Source organism: Amycolatopsis sp. PSD-21 (genome assembly GCF_055561455.1).
On record NZ_CM145712.1, the window covers coordinates 8855836 to 8876092 of the forward strand.

The window sequence follows — 20257 nt, forward strand, 5'->3', positions numbered from 1 at the left end:
CGGGTTAGAACCCGAATCGCCACTCACGACCCACCGGACGCACCTGCCTAGGCCGAGTAGCCCGGGATCGGGAACGGCGCCAGGAACTCGCGGATCTCGGCGGCGATGGTGTCCAAAGCGGACTGTTCCTCGCCGGCCGCCGCGGTGATCGTGCGGTCGATCCACTCCGCGACCTGTGTCTGGTGCTCCGGCTTGAGCCCGCGCGTGGTGATCGCGGAGGTGCCGAGCCGGATTCCGGACGGGTCGAACGGCTTGCGCGGATCGAACGGCACGGTGTTGTAGTTGAGCTCGATACCGGCGCGGTCCAGCGCCTGTGCGGCGGGCTTGCCGGGCACGTTCTTGTTCGTCAGGTCGATCAGCAGCAGGTGGTTGTCGGTGCCGCCGGACACGAGGTCGTAACCGCGCTCCACCAGCGCCTCCGCCAGCGCCCGCGCGTTCGCGACGATCGTGTGCGCGTACTCGGAGAACTCCGGCTTCTGCGCCTCGCCCAGCGCGACGGCGATCGCGGCGGTCGTGTGATTGTGCGGGCCGCCCTGCAGCCCCGGGAACACCGCCTTGTCGACGGCCTTCGCGTGGTCGGCGTCGGAAAGGATCATCGCGCCACGCGGACCGCGCAGCGTCTTGTGCGTGGTCGTGGTGATGACCTGCGCGTGCCCGGCCGGCGACGGGTGCGCGCCACCGGCGACGAGCCCGGCGATATGCGCGATGTCGGCGACCAGGACGGCGTCGACCTCGCGGGCGATCTCCGCGAACGCCGGGAAGTCGATGGTGCGCGGGATCGCGGTGCCACCCGCGAAGATCAGCTTCGGCCGGTGCTTCAGCGCGAGTTCGCGGACCTGGTCGAGGTCGACGCGGCCGGTCTCCTTGCGGACGCCGTAGCGGACCGGGGTGAACCACTTGCCGGTCGCGGACACGCTCCAGCCGTGCGTGAGGTGGCCGCCGTCCGGCAGCGCCATGCCGAGCACGGTGTCGCCCGGCTGGGCGAACGCGAGGTACACCGCCAGGTTCGCCGGGGAGCCGGAGTACGGCTGGACGTTCGCGTGGTCGACGCCGAACACGGCCTTCGCACGCTCGATGGCGAGGTTCTCGACCTGGTCGATGAGCTGCTGGCCCTCGTAGTACCGCTTGCCGGCGTAGCCCTCGGAGTACTTGTTGGTGAGGACGGTGCCCGTCGCCTCCAGTACGGCCTGTGAGACGTAGTTCTCGGACGCGATCAGGCGGATCTTGTCGTGCTGGCGTTTCGCCTCGTCCTCCACGAGCCCCGCGATCTGCGGGTCGGCGGCGGCGAGCGCGGAAAGTTCGGGCTGGTGTGTCATCGGACGTACTCCTGCCAGAGACGGCCGGACCCAGGCGCGCGGTACCGGCCTCGTCGTCGCTTCCCGGTGGTGCTCCACCTCAAATGGCGCCAGTCGCTGGTGCGGACCAGACTAGAGCACTCCGCTGGAGCGGGCCTCGGCGTGCGGGCGATGCGCGGCGCACCACCGGCGGCTGCATCCGGCCGTGCGATCACAGAACGCCCGCGCGCAGACGACGCACCGTTTGAGCCGCCGCCAGCCGCCGAACGCGACCAGTTCCGCCAGCCCGGAGGCGCCCGCGACCAGGTCACCGCAGCCCGGCCACGACGCCACCTGCACGAGACGCCAGCCGTTCGCGACTTCGACGAGCCGGGGCGAGGCGCCGGTCCCGGCGAGGATCCGGTTGAGCCGGCTGGCGGCGGCGTGTTCGTCCGGCAGTGCCGAAAAGACTTCGACTAGCCGCGGATTCCCTTGCGCCAGCAGCCTTTCCGCGACCTCAAGCGCCGGGTCGAGGTCGCGGAACGGCGGGACGATCACATGCTTGCGCGTCACGGTTCTTCGATCGCGACACCCATCGAGCGGGCCGTGCCCGCGACCGTGCGCATGGCCGCGCCGAGGTCTCCGGTGTTGAGGTCCGGCAGTTTCCGCTCCGCGATGCCGCGCAGCTGTTCCTGGCTCAGCTTCCCGGCGACCTCGTGTCCCGGACGGCTGGATCCCTTGCCGCCCAAGGCCTTCTTGATGAGGAACGACGTCGGAGGGGTCTTCAGCCGAAGTTCGAAGGAGCGGTCCTCGAACACCGACACGACCACCGGGACGATGTCGCCGCGCTGGGCGGCGGTCGCCGCGTCGTAGGCCTTCTTGACCTCGACGAGGTTCACGCCGGTCTGCCCGAGCGTCTTCCCGAGGTCGACCACCGGCGCGTTGCCGGCGGTCAACTCGAGCGTCGCCTGGTGCGTTTTCTTCTTCGACTTCGGTGCCATGCGCCGAAGCTATGGTCTCCAGTTACTGGAGAGTCAATCGATCGGCTTGACGCTTTCCGCGTGACGGCGCGCCAGCTCCTGGTAGATCGCCGCGTTGTGCTCGACCCAGCCGCGGGCGGTGCCGTCGAGCGGGACGTGCTTCTTCGCCGGGCTGCCCATGGCGACCGTCTCCGGCGGGATGACCATCCCGGGCGTCACCGTGGCGCCGGCCGCGACCAGGGCCTTCGCACCGATCTGCGCCTTGTCGAGCACGGTCGAGCCGTTCCCGATCAGCGCCTGCTCGCCGATCGTGCAGTCGTGCACGAGGCACTGGTGCCCGACGGTGACGTTCTTGCCGACCTCGGTCACGCCGCCGTTGACGTGGATGACCGAGTTGTCCTGGATGTTGGCGCCTTCGCGGATGAGGATCTTCCCGAAGTCGGCGCGCAGTACGGCGCCGTACCAGACGGAGGCGCCCTTTTCGACGACGACGTCGCCGATCAGGGTGGCGGTGGGGGCGATCCACGCTTCGGGATCCACCTGGGGACGGTGCCCCTCGAATTCGAACATCGGCATGCCCCGCACCCTATGCGTCCTAGCGCGTGAAGGCCCCCTTCACGCGGCTGAGCCGAGGGAAGGGGGCCTTCACGCGCTACAGAGGTCAGCCGATGGCGGTGTTCAGCAGGAGGTCCACGGCCTTGTCGTTACGGGTGGTCTCCCGGACGATCACCTCGTCGGGCGGGTAGAAACCGGGGTTCGAGCCCCGCGGGTACATCTCGAAGGTGAAGCTCAGGATCTTGTGGGTGCCCCACATCCAGTCGTCGATCGTCCCGTCCGTGATGTACAGGTCGCTCGACTGCTGCGGCGTGTAGCCGTTGGTCGCCGCCAGCTGACGGCCCACCGTCTGGAACCGCTGCGCTTCCGCGGCGGTCATTCCGGGGGCGGTGTCGTTGTAGGTGAAGCCGAACGGCCACAGCACGAGCTCCGAGTAGGTGTGGAAGTCGATGCTCGCCTTGATCTGCTGGACGCCGCCGATCTTGCGCGAGTTGACGAAGTTCGACACCGCGCGGGTCTCGGGCGCGGAGAACGCCGAGGGGCCGCGGTAGGTCTCGCTGGTCGTCGAGCCCGACGAACCGCCGCAGCAGCCCCAGTTGTAGGCCCAGTTGCGGTTGGGGTCGGTGCCGTTGCCCTGCCGGTTCTTGCGCCAGTACTTGTAGCTGCCGCCGGAGATGTCGTACTCCGAGCCGTCCGGGTTGACGTTCGGGATCACGTAGATCTCGACGCTGTCGACGAAGCGTTTGATCGCCGGGTCGGAGGCGTAGCCCTGGGTGAACCGGTTCACGATCCGCAGGCACATCTCGGTGGTGAGGTGCTCGCGGGCGTGCTGGTTGCAGGTGAAGAGGACTTCGGGCTCGTTCTCGTCCGTCGCGACGTTGTCGCTGATCTTGAGCAGGTTCAGCGCGCGGCCCTGGTACGAGTTGCCGACGCTGCTCAGCCGCGCGATCGAGCCGAAGTTCGACTGGGCGTTGCGCAGTTCGGTCGTGACCTCGGCGTAGTTGTGGTAGCCGGAGTCCGACGGCGGGAAGTCGTTGATCGCGTTCGTGCCGACCTTCTCCGACCGGTCGACGACGCCACGCTGCTCGACGCGGTAGCCGAGCGAACGGATCTTCGCCGCGTCGCGCGCCTCGCCGATGACCGTGGTCGTGCCGCCCGCCGAGCCGAGGACGTCGACCCCGAGCCGGGAGATCTGGGTGCGCTGCTGCGAAGTCCCGGTCCCGAAGACCTCGTAGATCTGGACCTGCGCGTCCTCGGCCTGCTGGTCCGCGGTCGCCGGGCTCGCGGCGACCGGGATGGTGAACGCCGCGACGGCCGCGATCGCCACGGCCATGCACCGTCTTATGCGCATCGTCGTCTCCTAGCTCTCAGGCAGGGAAGGGGAACCTCACCATGGCCGGAGCGGGAAGGGCGAACAATCCGTAACGGTACGGATCTAATGCGTATTTCTAGCCGTAGTTCGCGAAACAGAGCGCTTCGATGTCACCACGCAGTGCGGCGAACGGCCGCCGCCGGACGCGCTGCTGGACGATCGCGCCGAGCAGGTAGGACAGCAGCGCCCGCGCCCTGGCCCGCGGGTCTTCGACGTCGAGCGGGGCGAGCAGTTCCGCGAGCAGTTCGGTGATCGACGTCAGCATCACGTCGATGGCCTGAGGATGCTGCGCGCGGCCCGCGGCGATCCAGTACTCGAACCAGAGGAAGGCCGCGTTCGGGCGCCCGGAGAACTCGCCGAGGAAGGCTTCGAGCGCGGCGAAGAGCCGCTCGGACGGGTGATCGTGTTTCGCCGAAATTTTGCGCAAATCGGCGATGAACGTTGTGATGTGCGCCGCCATCGCGCGGTCGATCAGGACGTCGATATCCGCGAAGTAGTAATGAATCGCACTCTTCGTGAGCGGTCCGGCGTCCGCGATCGCGCGCACGGTGCAACCCGCGAGCCCGTCCCTGGCGAGCACGACACGCGCCGCTTCGACGATCTGCTCCTGTTTCTGCAGCTGATTGGGGGAGAGCCGCGCGCTGCGGCCGGGAACGGCGGTCACGAAGTTCCTTACACCAAGTAGTCAGGACGGGAGCCCTGAAGCTTAGGGCAACCGTCCTGGCCGATCACAGCGGGTGAAAAATCTAGGTGGCTAGCCGTCGATCCGTAGCGGACAATGCGCGACATGGTGACCTCAGGGGACAACGGGTTCAGCCCGGCCGCGCGGCGGCAGCTGGAGAAGGAACTCGCCGATCTGCGTGCGCAGCGCGACGCGATGGCGCCGCTCGTCGGTGAGCAGGAACGAACCGGCGACGCGGCCGACCAGGCGGAGGTGCTGGACCGCGCGGAGGCCGCCGCCTACCTCGACCGGCGCATCGCCGACGTCGCGGCGAAGCTCGAACACGGCGGCCGGAACAGCAAGGGCCTGCTCCCCGACGGCACCACCGTCACCCTCAGGTTCGCCGACGGCGACGAAGACGAGCTCCACATCGTCACGATCCCCGGGGAGGACGCGGACGCCTCCACGGTGACCTCGGACAGCCCGCTGGGGCTCGCGCTCGTCGGCGCGAAGGAGGGCGACGAGATCACGTACCGGACGCCGCGTGGCGAGACCAGCGCCACCGTCGTCACGCTGAAGCCGCCTGCCTGACCTCGTTCGCGCGTGAAGGCCCCCTTCCCTCGGCTCAGCCGAGGGAAGGGGGCCTTCACGCGCGATGTCGAGGGGAAGGTCGAAGAGGGCGCGTTGCGAAAGCCACTTTCGCAACGTTGAAGGTTGCGAAAGTGGCTTTCGCAACGTCAGCGGCCTGCCCAGGCCTTCTGGACGCATGTCGCGAAAGCCACTTTCGCGACGCCTGATGTCCCGAAAGTGGCTTTCGCGACACCTCAGCGCAAGCGCCCGGGTGCGGGGGCCCGTCACGCACCCGGACGGCACAGCACCGGATTCGCCAGCTCCGCGCACGGCCGGTGCCCATGCGACCGCACGATGTCCTTGCCGACCTGATTCGTCAGGTACCGCAGGAAGCTCGCGACGAGCGAGTCGGCCTTCGGCTCGCCGAACGTGTACGCGTACTCCGTCTCCCAGAACGGGTACGCCGCGTGGATCGCGCCCTCCAGCGTCGCCTGGTGGCCGTCGATCCGCACCGGCAGCACGTCCTCGCGTTTCGTGGCCGCGCCCAGTTCGCTGTAGCCGAGGGCGCCCGGCACCCGCGACACCGCGTCGAGGACGTCGTTCGTGGACGGCTTCGCGCACCGCGCCACTCCCGGCTGGGCGCCCGGCGCCGGTTTGAGGCAGTCGTCGGAGTTGTCGCCGGGTTCCCGCTTGCCCGCCAGGATCTGGGCCTCGAACGTCCGCCGCGTGCCGGAGTCGGAATGCCGGTCGACGAGCCGGACCGGCTGGTCCTTGCCGCCGATCTCCCGCCAGTTCGCGATCTTGCCGTCGTAGACGTCGCGGATCTGCGCGAGTGAAAGATCCTGGACGCCCGCCTCCTTGTTGATCACGAGCGTGAACAGCGAGAACGCGACCGGGCGCGGAAGCAGCTGCGGGTAGCCCTCACCCTTGGCACCGTCGGAGAACGCCAGCATGCCGTCGTTCGCGGCCTGGTTCAGGCTCCCGAGCCCTTCGGCGCTCCCCCTGCTGTCGAAGACGAACGACGCGCCCGGACACGTCTTCGTGTACGAAGCCGTCGCTTCCCTCAGCACCGGCGCGAAGGCCGTCGATCCGGTGATCGTGAGCTTCCCGGACGCGCAGTCCAGCGGCGGCGGCTTCTCGTCGAAGAACAGCGACCGGGTCAGCTGGAAGATGCTGACCACGACGAGGAAGAGGATCAGCGCCATCACCGAACCCGTCGGCCCGGTGCGGCTCTTGGTCTCGCGGAGGCTGCCGCCCTTGATCTCGCCGATCACCTGAGGTTCGTCGAAGGCGTCGGGCGAGCCGTTGGGGACCCGGTCGAGCACGGCGAGGATCTTGTAGTGCGCGCCGCGGTTCAGCGGCACCCTCGGCAGGTCGATCACGCCGGACGGCCGCGCGGGATTCTCGTCGCGCGCCCCGAAACCGGAGTCGTCACCGAAACATTCGTGCAGATGCGGCGAGCTGAGCTCGGTCACCACCATCCCGGCCACGGTGCGGCCGGGGAACTTCACGCGGATGCCGACGGGGTCGTCCGCGTTGACCGCGTAGTCGTCGGTGTCGATGTCGGTGGTGCCGTTGTTCTCGATGCGCAGCAGCACGAACGACGGGTCGACGAGCCGCTCCCCGTTCTCGTGCTGCAGTTGCGCCAGCGCGTCGGCGGTCGGCGCGAACCCGCGCCCGGACGCCGTCGGGGTGTCCATCTGCACGCGGTAGCCGAGCCGTTTGCGGCCGACGAGCACGAACTCCCACAGGAACGCGACGGCCGGGACGCCGATCCCGGCCACCGCGAGCAGGACGTCCCAGGGAAAGCCTTCCAAGACCAGCCTCCAGGTTCGGGGTATCGAACCTATGGCTCATCCCGGGGGCGGACGGCGGACTTCAGCCAGTGTTCACCGGCCGTCCGCGAAGGCGTAGTCGTCGAGGTCGAAGAACCGGCTCGTCACCATGGTTTCCAGGGTGGGCGAGGCACGGAAGGGCACGTCCCCGTTCGCGTCGAAGTAGTAGCTGTTGGCCAGCGAGCAGCTGTCCTGGAAGAACACCTGGTGCTTGCGGCGCTCCAGCATGCTCCGGAAGTACCGGTCGTTGGCCTCGTTCGTGACCTCGACGCGGGTCGCGCCGGTCTTCCGGGCGTTGCGCAGACACCGGACGATGTGCGCGGTCTGCGTCTCGATCAGGTTGAAGTACGAGGAACCGTTGTAGCCGTACGGTCCGAGAATGGTGAAGAAGTTCGGGAAACCGGGGACGCTGACGCCCTGATAGGCCTGGAACCGGTTCTCCGCCCAGAACTTCTCCAGATCGGCGCCGCCCGCGCCGCGCACTGTGAAGGCCGGCATGTTGCCCTTCTCGAACACCTTGAACCCGGTGGCCAGCACCAGGACGTCGACCGGATGCTCGGTGCCGTCGGTGGTGCGCACGCCGGATTCGGTGATCGTGTCGATGCCCGTGGTCTCCAGCGTGACGTCGTCCCGGTTGAACGTCTGCAGGTACTCGTTGGAGAAGCTCGGCCGCTTGCACCCCAAGGCATAACGCGGCGTGAGCTTCTCCCGGGTCACGGGGTCCTTCACCGCCCGGCGCAGATGCGCGCGCCCGATCCGCTCCCCCGCGCCCGCGGTCGGCAGGAGGTTGTGGAAATGCGCGGCCAGCGGGAAGGTCACCTCGACGAGTGCCTGGCTGGCCAGCCGGGACACCAGTTTCGCGCCCGGCAGGCGCCGCAGCGCGAGCCGGGCCGGCCGCGGCAGGACGGCGTCGGGTTTGGGCAGGCACCAGATAGGCGTGCGCTGGAACACCGTCAGGTGACCCGCCTCCGGCGCGATGGACGGGATCACCTGCACGGCCGAGGCCCCGGTGCCGACGACGGCGACGCGTTTGCCCCGCAGGTCGACGGAGTGGTCCCAGCGCGCGGTGTGCATGACCGTGCCCCGAAAGGCGTCGAGCCCGGCGATGTCCGGCGGCTTCGGCTGGGTGAGCACGCCGGTGGCGCCGACGACGAACCGCGCCGTCATCGACCAGCCCTCGGCGGTTTCGAGGCGCCACAAGTGCGTCTCGTCGTCGAAGGTCGCGGAGACGACCTTGCTGCCGAGGCGCGTACGGCGGCGGATGTCGTACTTGTCGACGCAGTAGTCGGCGTACGCCTTCAGCTCGCGGCCGGGCGCGTAGACGCGCGACCAGCCGGAGATCTGCTCGAACGAGAACTGGTAGCTGAACGACGGGATGTCGACGGCGACACCGGGATAGGTGTTCCAGTGCCAGGCGCCGCCGACGCCGTCGCCCTCCTCCAGCATCAGGAAGTCCTCGAAACCCGCCTTGTGGAGCAGGATCGCGGCGCCGATACCGGAGAACCCTCCGCCGATGATCGCGATCTCGTGGTCCGGCTTCATGCGGGAAGTCCTTCCTTGGCGAACAGCGAACTGGCGCCGAGCACGACGACGTCCGCCTGATGCTCGATACCTTCGGCGGTGCGGATGCCGTCGGGCGCGAAGGCGTAGATCGGCCAGGTGATGAGCTTGCAGCCGGGCCGCCGCAGCGCGCCGTAGTAGCCGAGACCCGGCGCCGTCCGCCGCGAGCCGAAGCGCCTGTCCGGCGTCAGGAGCCTGCGGATCCACGGGTCTTTCACCTGCCAGCGCAGGAAAACCCGGGCGACGGTGATGCCGAGTACCTTCGGCCCGGGGACCGGCATCGGCACCACCCAGTCGGGTTCTTCCTGGAACACCTTCACCGCACGCGCGGTGGCCGCGACCTCGGGCACGATCTGCGCCGCCTCGCGGCCGGGCGCGACCACGGCCACCCGCTGGCCGGAGAAGTCGTGCCCGAACCACTCGGTGCCGCGCAGCACCTCACCCCGGAATTCGCCGAGGCTCATGACGCGACCGGTTCGTGGGTGATCTCCTCGGTCCACGACTGCGGCTTTCCCAGCAGCCGCGCGGGGATCAGCCGGGTCATCTTCACCATCGGGTCGGCGAGCAGCCGGTGGTAGACGTGCGAGCGGTCGACGATCATCGCCGCCTGCGCCTTGAGCACGTGGTACGCCGGGATCCGTTTCGTGAATTCGCCGCGCCCGCCGATGGTGGAGAACCGTTTCACGGCGTTGTACAGCTTCTTCTCCGGCAGGCCCATCGCGACGATGTTGTCCCGCATCTTGTTGATCAGCGGGACGAACACCACGATCAGGCCGAGGACGATCTGGGGTTTGAGCGAGCCGACGGATTCGGTGAGCAGCTTGGTCGTGGAACCGGCGCCGATCAGCTCCAGCACCTCGAAATCGGCCGTGATGTGCCGGGCCTCGTCTGAGTTGATGTGCCGGAACACCTGATGGCACACCGGATCGGAGACCTCTTCCAGCAGGAACTTCACCAGTGCGCCGTCCAGCGCGCATTCCAGCAGCGGGATGAGCGTGGCCAGCGCCGTCAGCGGCAGTGTGTCGCCGTAGTCGTCGAGGACCTTGATGGCGAGCTTGACGTTGATGTTCGGCTCGGGCATCGAACCGTGCTCGTCGAGCATGCCCCAGCGTTTCATCAACGCCAGTTCCGCGTTGGCGTGTTTCTGTTCCTCCGCGTGGAAGTAGCGGTAGATCTCCTGGATCACCGGCGTCGGCGCCTTCTTGGCCAGCGACGCGAACCCGCGGGCGCCGACGTGCTCGATCCACACGAGATCGGCCATGAACGGCCGCATCTTGGCGCGGAGCTCGTCGGTCATCGTCTCGGCGCCGGGCGCGTCCCAGTCGATGTCGGCCAGCGACCACTGCTTGTCCTTGATCGTCTGGAGCATCGCCGCGAAGTCGTAGGCCATCACTTCTCCTTTTCGGCGGGCAGGAACCGGCCGAGCAGACCGGCGATCCGCGTGTACGGGACGGGCACGAAACGCTTGGCGTGCCACAGAAGCTGGGCGTCGGGCTGCGGCACCACGTACAGGCGGCCGCGATCGTGGGCGTCGAGTGTCATCCGCGCGACGCGCTCCGGCGAGAACCCGACCACGTCGGAGACCCGCTGGGCGAGCCCGCGTGCCCCGTCTTCGATGAGTTCACCGCCGAAGATGTTGGTGCGCACGAAGGTCGGGCAAAGGACGGTGACCGCGACGCCGGTGCCGGACAGTTCGGCGGCCAGCGTTTCGGAAAGGCTGACGACGCCCGCCTTGCTCACGTTGTACGCGGCCATCCTCGGCGCGGCGGTGAAGCCGGCCGCCGAAGCGACGTTGATGACGCCGCCCGCCTTCGCCGCTCGCATGGCCGGGACGAAGGTGTGGCAGCCGTGAATCACGCCCCACAGGTTCACGCCGAGCGTGCGTTGCCAATCGGACAGCGGGCTCTCCCCGACGAGCTTGCCGCCGGCACCGATCCCGGCGTTGTTGACGACGAGGTCCGGCTCGCGGCCGAGCCAGGACCGCGCCTGGTTCGCCAGGTCGGCGACTTCGTCCACATCGGACACGTCGCAGGCGATGGCGACCGCGTCCTTGAGCGTCTTCGCGGTCTCTTCGGCCGCTTCGAGGTCGATGTCCGCGCAGACGACGCGGCTGCCGCGCCGGACGAGCTCGGCCGCGATCGCTCTGCCGATCCCGCTGCCTGCGCCGGTGACGACGGCATGTGCCCCATGGGTCCGTTTGGTCATGCCGCCCTCACGATCGCCGGAAGGTTGCCGGTGAGGAAGCGGCAGGCCCGCTCCATCGCCGGTGCCGCTTCGGGGATGAAGCGGGTCAATGCCTGGAAGACGTGCATCTGACCGGGGACCACTTCGAGTTCGCAGTCGGCCCCCGCGCGGCGCAATGCCCTGGCGAGTTCGATGGCGTCCGCAGCGAGCATTTCCAGCCCGCCCGCCTGGATGATCGTCGGCGGGAAACCCTTGATGTCGTCGAAGGCGAACCGCAGCCGAGCCGACGCGAGGTCCGCGTCCACTGTGTACAGACCGACCAGCCGCGCGGCCGCGGCTGCGGAGATCATCGGGTCCGGGCTCATGCGTTCTCTTTCGGCGGCCAGCCCGAAGGTCACGTCGAACAGCGGCGAGAAGAGCGCCAACGCCGCGGGCGGTTCTCGGTGCTCGCGGATCAGCTGCGCGGCGAGGTCGACCGCGAGATGCCCGCCCGCGGAATCACCCGCGACGAGGATCCGGCGGTAACCCTGGCCGAGAAGCCGGTCGTAGGCCGCGCGGACGTCGTCGGCGGCGCTCGGGAAGCGGTGCCGCGGCGCGAGACGGTATTCGCAGGCGAAGACCGGCAGCCCGGTGCCGGCGGAGACCCGCGTGGTCAGCCCGCGATGCGTGCGCGCCGAGCAGAGCGCGTAACCGCTGCCGTGGATGTAGAGGACCACGGCGTTGCCCTCGGTCACCTCGGGCGCGCGGACCCACTCGCCGCGGATGCCCGGCTCGACGCGGCTCCCCTTCAACGGCGGCGAGGCCAGCCACAGACTGCTCGCGATGAAAGCGCGGGAGAACGCCACACCCGCGCGGTTGGCCGGGATCGCGTTGGCGATCGGCCGCACGAAAGCGGACGTCAGCGCGGCGGCCAAACCGGTGCGCAGGACATTCTGCGGTCGCATGCCCTCAGAATGAATCTGAGGGCACCTGCTGTCAAGATGGGGAGGTGACCGCGTCCCGCCGCTACAGCGGCAAGACCGCCGACGAACGCCGCGCCGAACGACGGCTCGCCCTCCTCGGCGCCGCACTCGACATCTGGCAGGAACAAGGCTGGGCGGCGGTCACCATGCGGGGCGTCTGCGCGCGGGCGAACCTGACCGACCGGTACTTCTACGAGAGCTTCGCGAACCGCGACGCGCTGCTCGCCACCGCTTGGGAACAGGTCCGCGACGAGACCCTGAGGATGGTCCTCGACGCCGTCGCCGCCCACATCGATCGACCGGCCCTGGAGCAGCTCCGTGCCGCCGTCGACGTCGTCGTGCACCACGTGCAAGAGGAGCCCGCCCGCGCGCAGATCTTGTTCGGCGACCACTCGGGCAGCGCGGTGCTGGAGCAACTGCGGCGGCAGACCGTCCAGGAGACCACCGGCCTGCTGATCGAACTCGCGCGGCCGCATCTGAAGCCGGACGTGGACGGGCTGGAGTTCCGGGTCAACGTCCTGCTGGGCATCGGCGGCTTCGTGGAGATCATGCTCGCGTGGCGCTCCGGGCTGCTCGACGCGGACGCGGACACACTGGTCGGCCACCTCACCGGAGTGGGCACTTCGCTGTCCCGGATGTTCCTCAAGGGGTGACACCAACGGGTGAACTTCCGGCGTGAGCTCTTCGCCGGCCCGGAAACGAGTCAGGGCCTCATCCGGAGTGTTCCGAATGAGGCCCTGACCTGCGGAGCCGCCTAGGGGAATCGAACCCCTGACCTATTCATTACGAGTGAATCGCTCTGGCCGACTGAGCTAAGGCGGCGGACATCGGGCTCGCACCCGATGACGGGGACAAGTGTAGCGGAGGCTTGAACGTCACCTTCGAGGGCCACCGTCGTTAAGGTCCTATGACGCCGGTCTCAGTCCCCCAAGATCGGCCCATCCCCACTGGAGGACCTGTTCATGCGGCAACGACTGCCCCGTGTGCTGGCGCTTCCGGCCGCCGCGGCCCTGCTCCTGCTGACCGCGGCCCCGGCGATCGCCCAGGACATCCCGACCACGCCGATCCCCGATCCGGCCAATCCGGGACAGCCGCCGATGTCGGCGCCGATCGGCCCCCAGCCGCTCGGGAAGGCGGTCGGTGACGCGGGAGCGGCGCTGGGCGTGCTGCGGCTGCTGCCGAACGCGGTGCCGACGAGCGCGATCCTGCCCGGGGCGGACAAGCTGCTGCCGAAGCAGTCCGCGCTCGAGGCCGGGATGGGTCTTTCCAGCGCGCAGGCCAACTCCGAGGCCTACCTGAGCTACGAGAAGGCGATCGCGCAGTCGTCGCCGTTCGGCCTGTCCGCCGCGGGCAACGCGCCGCAGACGCCGGGCAGCCTCGTGCAGACGGCGCTGCCGGACAACCCGAAGCCGATCAGCGGCGGCCTCAACGCGCCGACGAACCCGCTGTTCAACCTCGGTCTGCTGAACGGTGAGGCGCACGCGCGCTGGAGCCCGACGCTCGGGCCGTGCGTCGGCACGATCGCCGACTCGAGCACGTCGATCGCGAACCTCGCGCTGCTGCCGACCATCCCGAACATCCCGGGCGCCGAGCAGCTGACCCAGGCTTCGGACCAGCTCAAGGCGGGCCTGTCCGCGCTCGGCCCGCTGGCGAACCTCGGCGGGCTGCTTTCGGGTACCAGCACCAACGCCGACGGCAAGGGCGCCGTGCTGAGCCTGCCGAACACGCTGTCGTCGCGTTCGGTCGTGCGGCTGGTCGACATCCCCGGCTCGAAGAACAAGGCGGTCGAGTCGACGTCGACGCTGCAGGCGGCCAACATCGAGCTGCTGAAGGGCACGCCGCTCGGCCTGACGATCAAGGTCGCCAGCCAGCCGACGCTGCGGGTCACCTCGACCGGTGACAAGAAGACGTCGAAGGTCGAGTACACCGCGCCGGTGCTGCAGATCGTCCGCGGCGACAAGGTGCTGTTCACCCTCGACGCGAACAACCCGACCAAGGACATCCCGATCGGGATCCCGCTGCCGTCGCTCAAGCAGACCCCCGGCTTCGAGCAGCTGAAGAACGTGCCGGTCGTCGGCGGGCTCGCCGAGATGATGGACGGTGCCACCAAGCACCTTCCGGGCGGCGAGGCCGGCAACGGGCTCACGCTCGACCTCGGGGTGCTGAAGCTGTCGATCGCCGGGTTGAACCAGAAGTCGAGCGACACGACGACGCCGTTCAAGGGCTTCCAGCTGGGTGCCTCGGCACGGCTGCTGGACCTGCAGATCCTCCCGACGACCGCGCTCCAGAAGGCGCTGCCGCCGGAGGCCGCGAAGAACCTGCCGTCGTCACTGGCGCAGATCTCGCTCGGCGAGCAGATCGCCCGGGCGCACGCTCCGGCAGGCGGTGTCGAATGCGGCACGGCTCAGGCACCTCCCGCCGGCAACAACGGTGGTGCGGCGCCGAAGGGGCCGGTCAAGAACCTGGCCTACACCAACGCGGCCTACGACACGGTGCCGATGTTCTGGACGGGTACGGCGATGCTGCTGATCGGCGTGGTGCTCGTGGCAGCCATGCCGGGACGGCGACGGCTCGCGGTTGTCCCGATCGCGAAGAACTCGCCTGGGTTCAAACCTTCGCCGCGTCCGCGCTCCTTGGACTCGGAGGACTAGACGGGGCGAGGAGGGTGATGAACGGTCCTTTCACGCTATGCACCGGCGTGGAAGGACCGTTCGTACCTTGATCGTCTTCAGGGGCCTTCGCCTTGCGGCGAGGGCCCCTTTCGCTTTGCGGTGACTGTGTGGATTTCAGTGCGTTGGACGACCTGAAATCCACACGGTCGCCCGGCGCCCCCGCGCCTTCGGGCCCGCGGTGTTCCCCACCGAACCCGAACCACCTTCACTTACCCACAGCAGTTGTCCACAACCATCCCCACCTGTGGACAACTCCCGCGACCAGCCCTTTTCCCCCTCCACCCCCGGTAGACTGGACTCGGGGTCGCCCCCCTGGGACGGGCGGGGGGCTGGGGTGGTGAGCGAAGCGCCGATCAGCCTTGGCGCAGGGTGGTGACCATGGCTTCGACGGCGATCCTCGGCTTCACGTTCAGGTCGATGGCCTCGCGGCATTCCAGGACCGCTTCGAGCCGCCGCAGGATCGAGTCCGGCGCCCAGGCGGAGGCGGCCTGCGCGATCTCCGAAGCGTGGTCGGGGTGGTTCAGCGTCGCGCCCGCGCCGCTCGCGGTCACGAGCACATCCCGGTAGAACGCGGCGAGGTCCACCAGCGCGAGGTCGAGGGTGTCCCGCTGGGTTCGGGTCGCGCGGGACTTCTGGCGCTTCTCGAGCTGCTTCACGGCGGCCTCGGCGGCTCGTTTCGCCCCGGCGACGCCCTTCCCGATGCCGTCGCCGCCCATCGCGGTGCGGAGTTCGGAACGCTCGGCCTCGTCGCGGACCTTGCTCTCCTCGCCCGCGTCGGCCTCCGCTGCGCTGATCAGCTGATCGGCGCAGGTGAACACATCGGACGGACGCCGCAGCCCGAGCGGGATCCGCAGCACGGTCGCCCGCCGCTGCCGGGCCGCCTCGTCGGTGGCGAGCCGCCGCGCGCGGCCGACATGTCCACTCGAGACGGACGCGGCCCACCGCGCGCGTTCGGGATCGATGCCGTCGCGCTCCATCAGCACCTGCGCGATCGCCTCCGGCGGCGGCGTCCGCAACGTGACCAGACGACACCGCGAGCGGATCGTCACCGACACGTCGTCCGGGTGATCCGACGGCGCGCACAGCAGGAACACCGTCCGGTCCGGCGGCTCCTCGACGGCCTTCAGCAACGCGTTCGACGCGCCTTCGGTCAGCCTGTCGGAGTCCTCGATGATCACCACCTGCCACTTCCCGGTGGTCGGGCGGCGGGCGGCGGCCTGCACCAGCGAACGCATTTCCGCGACGGAGATCGAAAGGCCTTCCGGCACGACGAGTTTGACGTCCGCGTGCGTCCCGGCCAGCACGGTCCGGCAGCCGGGGCATTCGCCGCAGCCGGTGCCGGTGCTGCACTGCAATGCCGCCGCGAAGACCCGCGCGGCCGTCGACCGCCCCGAACCCGGCGGGCCGGTGACCAGCCAGGCGTGAGTCATCGCGCCGGGCGCGACGGGCTGGTTCTCGACGATCCGCGCGGCCGCGGCCGACGCCGTGGAAAGCGTGCGCGCGGCGGGCTCCTGGCCGACGAGCTGCTTCCAGACACCGATCAGCGCAGGGGCTTCCGTCATTTCACCTCGACCTTTTCCTCCGCCGGCGCGAGCCCGGCGAGCCTGCCGACGAGCACCGCGCGGATCGCGGTCCGCACCCGGTCGCTCACCTCGTCCTCGGTGCCTTCCGCGTCGACCACGACATACCGGTCCGGGTCGGCGGCGGCCATCTCCGTGAGCAGATGCTGCACCCGCCACTGCGCGTCCAGCGACGCGGACTTCCGCATCACCGTGCCGGGATCGGCGTCGAGCAGGATGGTGATGTCGGGCCGCAACCGGCCGGTCGCCCAGTCGGCGAGCCCTTCCAGTTCCTGGCTGTCCAGCCCGGCGACCGCGGACAGATGCGCCAGCGGCGAGTCCACGAACCGTTCCATCACCACGACGGACCCGGCGTCGAGCGCCGGCTGGATGTCCCGTTCGACGATGTCCGCCCGCACCGCGGCGGCGGCCAGCGCCTGCGCCCGCGCACCGGACAGCGAAGCACCGGAGACGAGCTTCGCGAGCCGCTGATCGTCCAGCGCCGGATCCGCGGCCAGCACGACCGGACGCGTACCGGCGCGCAGCCATTCGGCCAGCCGCGCGGCCTGCGTCTCGGTGTTGATCGCCCGCGTCCCCTCCAGCGCGATCAGCAGCCCGTTCACGCGACGCGGACTGCGGCGCAAGGCGTTGCGGAGGTCGGCGAGGATCGGCTCGGCGCGCCGGTCGTCCATCTGCCGGTACGCGAAGATGCCGGCGAGCAGCGCGAGGATGCCGCCACCGATCATGACCGGCCGCGTCCCGTCGATCGTGATCGTGCTCCCCCACACGGAGATCGCGGTCGGCTGCACCAGGCTGATCAGCACGGGCACGAGCACCGTCGAGCCGAACAGCACGATCTTCATCAGCGACTGGTAGATCGCGTTGATCCGGCCGCGGATGGAGTCCTCGATCCGCGAACCGATGATCGTGACACCGGTCAGGAACGCCGTTCCGGCCCAGACCCCGACCGCGGCGACCGCGACCAGCGAAACGGCGAGATGCGGCGACAGCGCGACGACGACGAGGCACAGGCCCGCGGCGACGATCGAGATCCCGAACAGCCGGTCGTGCGCGAGCCGCCGCGCGAGCTTCGGGGCCACGGCCATCCCGGTGGCGAGCCCGAGGAAGACGGCGAGGACGAGCAGGTTGAACGCCGCGTCACCGGCGAGCAGGCTGGACGAGTACGGCTTGGCCGAACCGATCACCGCGCCACCGGCGGCGAAGGCACCGAACGCGCCGATCATCAGCCCGCGGACCAGCGGCGTCGTCCGCACGAAGCGGGCGCCGTCGGCGATCATCTGCCGGAAGCCGAACTTCTCCTCGTCGGCGGCCTTGACCTTGGGCTTCTCGACCGCGTGGACGTTGCGCAGCGACAGCTCGGGGATCCGGGTCGCGATCACGATCGCGCTGGTCAGGTACAGCAGGCCGGTGATGACGACGGCGACCTTGGCGATACCGAGCTGGGCGTCGCCCTGGAAGAAGTGGAACGTCGTGTTGCTACCGGTGAGCACGGCGTTCGCCCCGGCCGCGGTGATCACCGCGAGGCCGTAGGTCATCACCATGCCGAGCTGGTTGGCCGTCTCGACCTGGTCCGGACGGCGCAGCAGGTTCGGCACCGCCGCGTCCTTCGACGGGATCCACATCATCGAGCAGCAGCCGACCAGGAAGTTTCCGACGAACACCCACCACGGCGTGCCGACGAACGCGATCGACAGCAGGAACCCGCACCGGCCGAGGTCGCAGAGCACCATCACCTTGCGCCGGTCGAACCGGTCGGCGAGCAGCCCGCCGAGCGGGGCGAACAGCAGCCCCGGCAGCAGCGAGGTCAGCACGACCCCGACGAACGCGAAGTTCTGCGCGGCGTAGTTGTCGGTCAGCTTGGTGACCAGACCGGTCAGCGTCAGGAGGTTCAGCCAGTCCGCGACGCTGCACAGGTAGGAGACACCCCAGATCCGGCGGAACGGCTTGATCGCCAGCACCCGCCGCACCCGGTGCATGGTGGAAGCGTCACGCCCCGCCGAATCACCCGTGCCCGCTTCGGGCACCGACCGCACGCCCTCGCTGATACGCCCACCCCACTAGTCACGCGGCGCCGGGGTGCGACCCGGGTCAACACCGGGTACCCCGACCGTAGGGCCAGGGTATCCCGATGGGTGACGTCTGGACGGACGGCCCCGTCCGGCGGTATCCGCCGGACGGGTTACCCGAAGATCCCCGCGATGCTGTTGAACAGGCTGGCCAGCAGCTGGATGGCCAGGAACGCGAAGATGATCATGAGGGCGATCGCGATCATGACACCGGCCGTGTTCGACGACGGTTTGCCGAGCCGCGGCATCTGCATGGAGCGCTTTGCCCGCCGTACTTCGACTTCGGCCTCTTCGTCGACATCGACCGGCTCTTCCTGCTTCACCCGCCGGGGCGGACGGATCAGCTGGGAAGGCCTCGACGGCCAGGTGCGCTGCTGGGGCAGGATCCCGATCGGCGCAGCGCCCTGCTCACCGACCGTGCTGACGACCCTCGCGGGCGGCTGCGCGGCGGTCTGCTCGGGGCCCGGGTTTTCGGCGGGCCGCTCGTCCGCGAGCATGGCCGCGTTGACCATCCGGCTCACGACTTCGGGGTCGGGCTGCACCGGTCCCGGCACCTGCACGTGGACGTCGTCGGCCCCCGCCGAAGGGGACGCCGGGGCCGTCGTGACCAGCCCGGACAGCGGGTCGGCGAACCTGTCGCCTGGAGGATCTGCCTGAGTGCCGTCGCCTTTCACGAAGTCGGGGGCATCGAAGAAGGGAGTCTCGCCCTTCCCGCTCATGGTGACCACCTCACTACGGAATGTCCTCTGCTTCCAGGGTAACCACCTCGGCCCGCCGCACATCCGCCCAATGGGCCAGATAAATGTCACGCGCCGCGAGGCTGATCTTCACATCCTCCAGCAAAGGTTCGAAGAAAGAACGCCGGTACCGGGCATCCGTCGCGGTCGATGCGGCGAAATACAGACCGGAGAAGACGGCGAGGAAGACGGAGACGTTGACGAGCGCGGAACTGACCGGAAGGGGGACACCCAACAGTGTTCCGGGCGCCGATTCACGGCCGGCGAACTCGGTCACGACCTCGGGGCTGAGGATCAGCACCCCGAACACGACGAAGAAGGCGAACACCAGCACCCCGAACGCCACGATCTGCACGGCTTGGGCGAAGAACAGCACCAAGGCGATGTTCAGGCGCTCGGTCTTCGTCAGGGCGCGCCGCTCCGGCGGAGGCGTGTCGTCGTCGAACGGCGTGCCGCGCAGGACGGCCGCCCCGGGTTCCACGGTCCAGGACTTCAGCTCCTTGATCTCGTCCGACAGCATCGACGCCAGGAACACCGCGCCGATCAGCACGAGGAAGCCGGCCACCAGCCACAACCGGCCGGGCGTCAGCCGTTCCACCGCTTGCCACAGCTCTGCGGTGAAGAAGCTGAACATCACCACCAGCAGGAGCAGCGGCAACGCCCGCGAAGCCAGCGTTCCGATGGCTCTGACCTGCGCGACCGCGCTCCGCGCCGCCCAGGTCAGGATCGAACCGACGCCGATCCGGACCAGCAGCATCAGCACGCCCAGCGCGGCGAGGTTGGCGAGCACGGCGACCCACAGCGGGTTGTCCCAGGCCACCAGCCCGGTGAACCGCTCGCCGAGCGGCAGAACGAACAACCAGAAGCCGATCGTCACCGCCATGACGGCCAACCGGACCCTGGTGCGGCTGAGCACGCGGAGCAGCTTCGCCATCAGGCGGCCCGCGATCACCGGCACCACGACCACGGCGAACGTCAGCGCCAGCACGCCGAGGACGTAGCCGACGCCGCTGCTGCGCATCCTGGCCGCGAGCACGTCCTCGGGGACGTCGAGCAGCTTCAGCAGCCCGGCAAGGAGCAGGTCGAGCAGGGACAGGAACACCAGCCCTGGCGTGGACCGGCGCAACATGGCCGCCCCACGCCTCCGCCGGTGGATGACCATCGGCAGCCCTCGCCGCCGGAACCACGCGTCGGCCGCGCGCCGGTCCAGGTCCATGCCCGCCCTCCCCAGTCGTTCATCGCCCAAGGC

The 20257-nt window shown here is 69.2% G+C and carries 19 protein-coding genes and 1 tRNA gene; 3 read left to right on the forward strand and 17 right to left on the reverse strand.

The annotated features are described in order from the left end of the window. Positions 1 to 47: 47 nt before the first annotated feature. The 6 genes from ACZ1DY_RS41680 to ACZ1DY_RS41705 form a co-directional block, all read right to left on the reverse strand. Complete coding sequence (locus tag ACZ1DY_RS41680; protein WP_126730131.1) at positions 48 to 1316, reverse strand: serine hydroxymethyltransferase; 1269 nt, start codon at positions 1314 to 1316, stop codon at positions 48 to 50. A gap of 111 nt (positions 1317 to 1427) precedes the next feature. Beyond that, positions 1428 to 1847, reverse strand: a complete 420-nt coding sequence (locus ACZ1DY_RS41685; protein ID WP_465482990.1) for a CGNR zinc finger domain-containing protein — start codon at positions 1845 to 1847, stop codon at positions 1428 to 1430. After that, positions 1844 to 2275 (reverse strand): uL11 family ribosomal protein, encoded by a 432-nt coding sequence (locus ACZ1DY_RS41690; RefSeq protein ID WP_192743968.1) that lies wholly within the window; start codon positions 2273 to 2275, stop codon positions 1844 to 1846. Before ACZ1DY_RS41690 ends, ACZ1DY_RS41685 begins: the two co-directional genes overlap by 4 nt. A 33-nt stretch (positions 2276 to 2308) precedes the next feature. Then, positions 2309 to 2830, reverse strand: a complete 522-nt coding sequence (locus ACZ1DY_RS41695) for a gamma carbonic anhydrase family protein (protein WP_126730126.1) — start codon at positions 2828 to 2830, stop codon at positions 2309 to 2311. Between the two features lie 85 nt (positions 2831 to 2915). Then, positions 2916 to 4142, reverse strand: a complete 1227-nt coding sequence (locus ACZ1DY_RS41700) for a M14 family metallopeptidase (RefSeq protein WP_126730642.1) — start codon at positions 4140 to 4142, stop codon at positions 2916 to 2918. Positions 4143 to 4257: 115 nt separating this feature from the next. Then, complete coding sequence (locus tag ACZ1DY_RS41705) at positions 4258 to 4845, reverse strand: TetR/AcrR family transcriptional regulator (protein WP_034310021.1); 588 nt, start codon at positions 4843 to 4845, stop codon at positions 4258 to 4260. A gap of 123 nt (positions 4846 to 4968) precedes the next feature. Here ACZ1DY_RS41705 and ACZ1DY_RS41710 point away from each other — a divergent pair, with 123 nt between their 5' ends. Then, complete coding sequence (locus ACZ1DY_RS41710) at positions 4969 to 5433, forward strand: GreA/GreB family elongation factor (RefSeq protein ID WP_034310019.1); 465 nt, start codon at positions 4969 to 4971, stop codon at positions 5431 to 5433. Positions 5434 to 5696: 263 nt separating this feature from the next. Here ACZ1DY_RS41710 and ACZ1DY_RS41715 read toward each other — a convergent pair whose 3' ends face one another. The 6 genes from ACZ1DY_RS41715 to ACZ1DY_RS41740 form a co-directional block, all read right to left on the reverse strand. Next, positions 5697 to 7229, reverse strand: a complete 1533-nt coding sequence (locus tag ACZ1DY_RS41715; RefSeq protein ID WP_126730123.1) for a PstS family phosphate ABC transporter substrate-binding protein — start codon at positions 7227 to 7229, stop codon at positions 5697 to 5699. Between the two features lie 72 nt (positions 7230 to 7301). Next, positions 7302 to 8789, reverse strand: a complete 1488-nt coding sequence (locus tag ACZ1DY_RS41720) for a flavin-containing monooxygenase (RefSeq protein ID WP_465482991.1) — start codon at positions 8787 to 8789, stop codon at positions 7302 to 7304. Further along, positions 8786 to 9271, reverse strand: a complete 486-nt coding sequence (locus ACZ1DY_RS41725) for an NAD(P)/FAD-dependent oxidoreductase (protein ID WP_126730120.1) — start codon at positions 9269 to 9271, stop codon at positions 8786 to 8788. Before ACZ1DY_RS41725 ends, ACZ1DY_RS41720 begins: the two co-directional genes overlap by 4 nt. Then, positions 9268 to 10197 (reverse strand): ferritin-like domain-containing protein, encoded by a 930-nt coding sequence (locus ACZ1DY_RS41730; RefSeq protein ID WP_126730118.1) that lies wholly within the window; start codon positions 10195 to 10197, stop codon positions 9268 to 9270. Before ACZ1DY_RS41730 ends, ACZ1DY_RS41725 begins: the two co-directional genes overlap by 4 nt. Then, positions 10197 to 11012: an SDR family NAD(P)-dependent oxidoreductase gene (locus ACZ1DY_RS41735; protein WP_126730117.1), complete on the reverse strand. Its 816-nt coding sequence runs from the start codon at positions 11010 to 11012 to the stop codon at positions 10197 to 10199. The genes ACZ1DY_RS41730 and ACZ1DY_RS41735 overlap by 1 nt, the downstream gene beginning before the upstream one ends. Continuing rightward, positions 11009 to 11935, reverse strand: a complete 927-nt coding sequence (locus ACZ1DY_RS41740; protein WP_465482992.1) for an alpha/beta hydrolase — start codon at positions 11933 to 11935, stop codon at positions 11009 to 11011. The genes ACZ1DY_RS41735 and ACZ1DY_RS41740 overlap by 4 nt, the downstream gene beginning before the upstream one ends. A 44-nt stretch (positions 11936 to 11979) precedes the next feature. Between ACZ1DY_RS41740 and ACZ1DY_RS41745 the strand changes: the two genes are divergently transcribed. Beyond that, positions 11980 to 12606 (forward strand): TetR/AcrR family transcriptional regulator, encoded by a 627-nt coding sequence (locus tag ACZ1DY_RS41745; protein WP_465482993.1) that lies wholly within the window; start codon positions 11980 to 11982, stop codon positions 12604 to 12606. Positions 12607 to 12701: 95 nt separating this feature from the next. On the opposite strand, the gene ACZ1DY_RS41750 is transcribed toward ACZ1DY_RS41745, so the two are convergent. Beyond that, positions 12702 to 12775 (reverse strand) — tRNA-Thr (locus ACZ1DY_RS41750). 140 nt (positions 12776 to 12915) lie between these two features. On the opposite strand from ACZ1DY_RS41750, the gene ACZ1DY_RS41755 reads away from it, so the two are divergent. Next, complete coding sequence (locus ACZ1DY_RS41755; RefSeq protein ID WP_465482994.1) at positions 12916 to 14604, forward strand: hypothetical protein; 1689 nt, start codon at positions 12916 to 12918, stop codon at positions 14602 to 14604. Between the two features lie 374 nt (positions 14605 to 14978). Here the strand turns inward: ACZ1DY_RS41755 and ACZ1DY_RS41760 are convergent, their stop codons facing one another. The 4 genes from ACZ1DY_RS41760 to ACZ1DY_RS41775 all read right to left on the reverse strand — a co-directional run bounded on the left by ACZ1DY_RS41760 (position 14979) and on the right by ACZ1DY_RS41775 (position 20224). Continuing rightward, the gene (locus ACZ1DY_RS41760) at positions 14979 to 16187 is read right to left on the reverse strand and encodes a DNA polymerase III subunit delta' (protein ID WP_126730112.1); all 1209 of its coding nucleotides are present in this window, start codon (positions 16185 to 16187) and stop codon (positions 14979 to 14981) included. Then, entirely contained in the window at positions 16184 to 18238 is a 2055-nt protein-coding gene (locus ACZ1DY_RS41765; RefSeq protein ID WP_465482995.1) for a bifunctional MFS transporter/dTMP kinase, read from the reverse strand. Before ACZ1DY_RS41765 ends, ACZ1DY_RS41760 begins: the two co-directional genes overlap by 4 nt. A gap of 146 nt (positions 18239 to 18384) precedes the next feature. Continuing rightward, positions 18385 to 18999, reverse strand: coding sequence for a hypothetical protein (locus tag ACZ1DY_RS41770; RefSeq protein ID WP_465482996.1), 615 nt, complete (start codon positions 18997 to 18999; stop codon positions 18385 to 18387). 4 nt (positions 19000 to 19003) lie between these two features. Beyond that, complete coding sequence (locus ACZ1DY_RS41775; protein ID WP_465482997.1) at positions 19004 to 20224, reverse strand: hypothetical protein; 1221 nt, start codon at positions 20222 to 20224, stop codon at positions 19004 to 19006. Between the last annotated feature and the right edge of the window lie 33 nt (positions 20225 to 20257).

Coding starts and splice junctions, on each gene's coding strand:
- ACZ1DY_RS41680 (WP_126730131.1), bottom strand. CDS start 1,316: ATGACACACCAGCCCGAACTTTCCGCGCTCGCCGCCGCCGACCCGCAG.
- ACZ1DY_RS41690 (WP_192743968.1), bottom strand. CDS start 2,275: ATGGCACCGAAGTCGAAGAAGAAAACGCACCAGGCGACGCTCGAGTTG.
- ACZ1DY_RS41695 (WP_126730126.1), bottom strand. CDS start 2,830: ATGCCGATGTTCGAATTCGAGGGGCACCGTCCCCAGGTGGATCCCGAA.
- ACZ1DY_RS41700 (WP_126730642.1), bottom strand. CDS start 4,142: ATGGCCGTGGCGATCGCGGCCGTCGCGGCGTTCACCATCCCGGTCGCC.
- ACZ1DY_RS41710 (WP_034310019.1), top strand. CDS start 4,969: ATGGTGACCTCAGGGGACAACGGGTTCAGCCCGGCCGCGCGGCGGCAG.
- ACZ1DY_RS41720 (WP_465482991.1), bottom strand. CDS start 8,789: ATGAAGCCGGACCACGAGATCGCGATCATCGGCGGAGGGTTCTCCGGT.
- ACZ1DY_RS41725 (WP_126730120.1), bottom strand. CDS start 9,271: ATGAGCCTCGGCGAATTCCGGGGTGAGGTGCTGCGCGGCACCGAGTGG.
- ACZ1DY_RS41730 (WP_126730118.1), bottom strand. CDS start 10,197: ATGGCCTACGACTTCGCGGCGATGCTCCAGACGATCAAGGACAAGCAG.
- ACZ1DY_RS41735 (WP_126730117.1), bottom strand. CDS start 11,012: ATGACCAAACGGACCCATGGGGCACATGCCGTCGTCACCGGCGCAGGC.
- ACZ1DY_RS41740 (WP_465482992.1), bottom strand. CDS start 11,935: ATGCGACCGCAGAATGTCCTGCGCACCGGTTTGGCCGCCGCGCTGACG.
- ACZ1DY_RS41755 (WP_465482994.1), top strand. CDS start 12,916: ATGCGGCAACGACTGCCCCGTGTGCTGGCGCTTCCGGCCGCCGCGGCC.
- ACZ1DY_RS41760 (WP_126730112.1), bottom strand. CDS start 16,187: ATGACGGAAGCCCCTGCGCTGATCGGTGTCTGGAAGCAGCTCGTCGGC.
- ACZ1DY_RS41775 (WP_465482997.1), bottom strand. CDS start 20,224: ATGGACCTGGACCGGCGCGCGGCCGACGCGTGGTTCCGGCGGCGAGGG.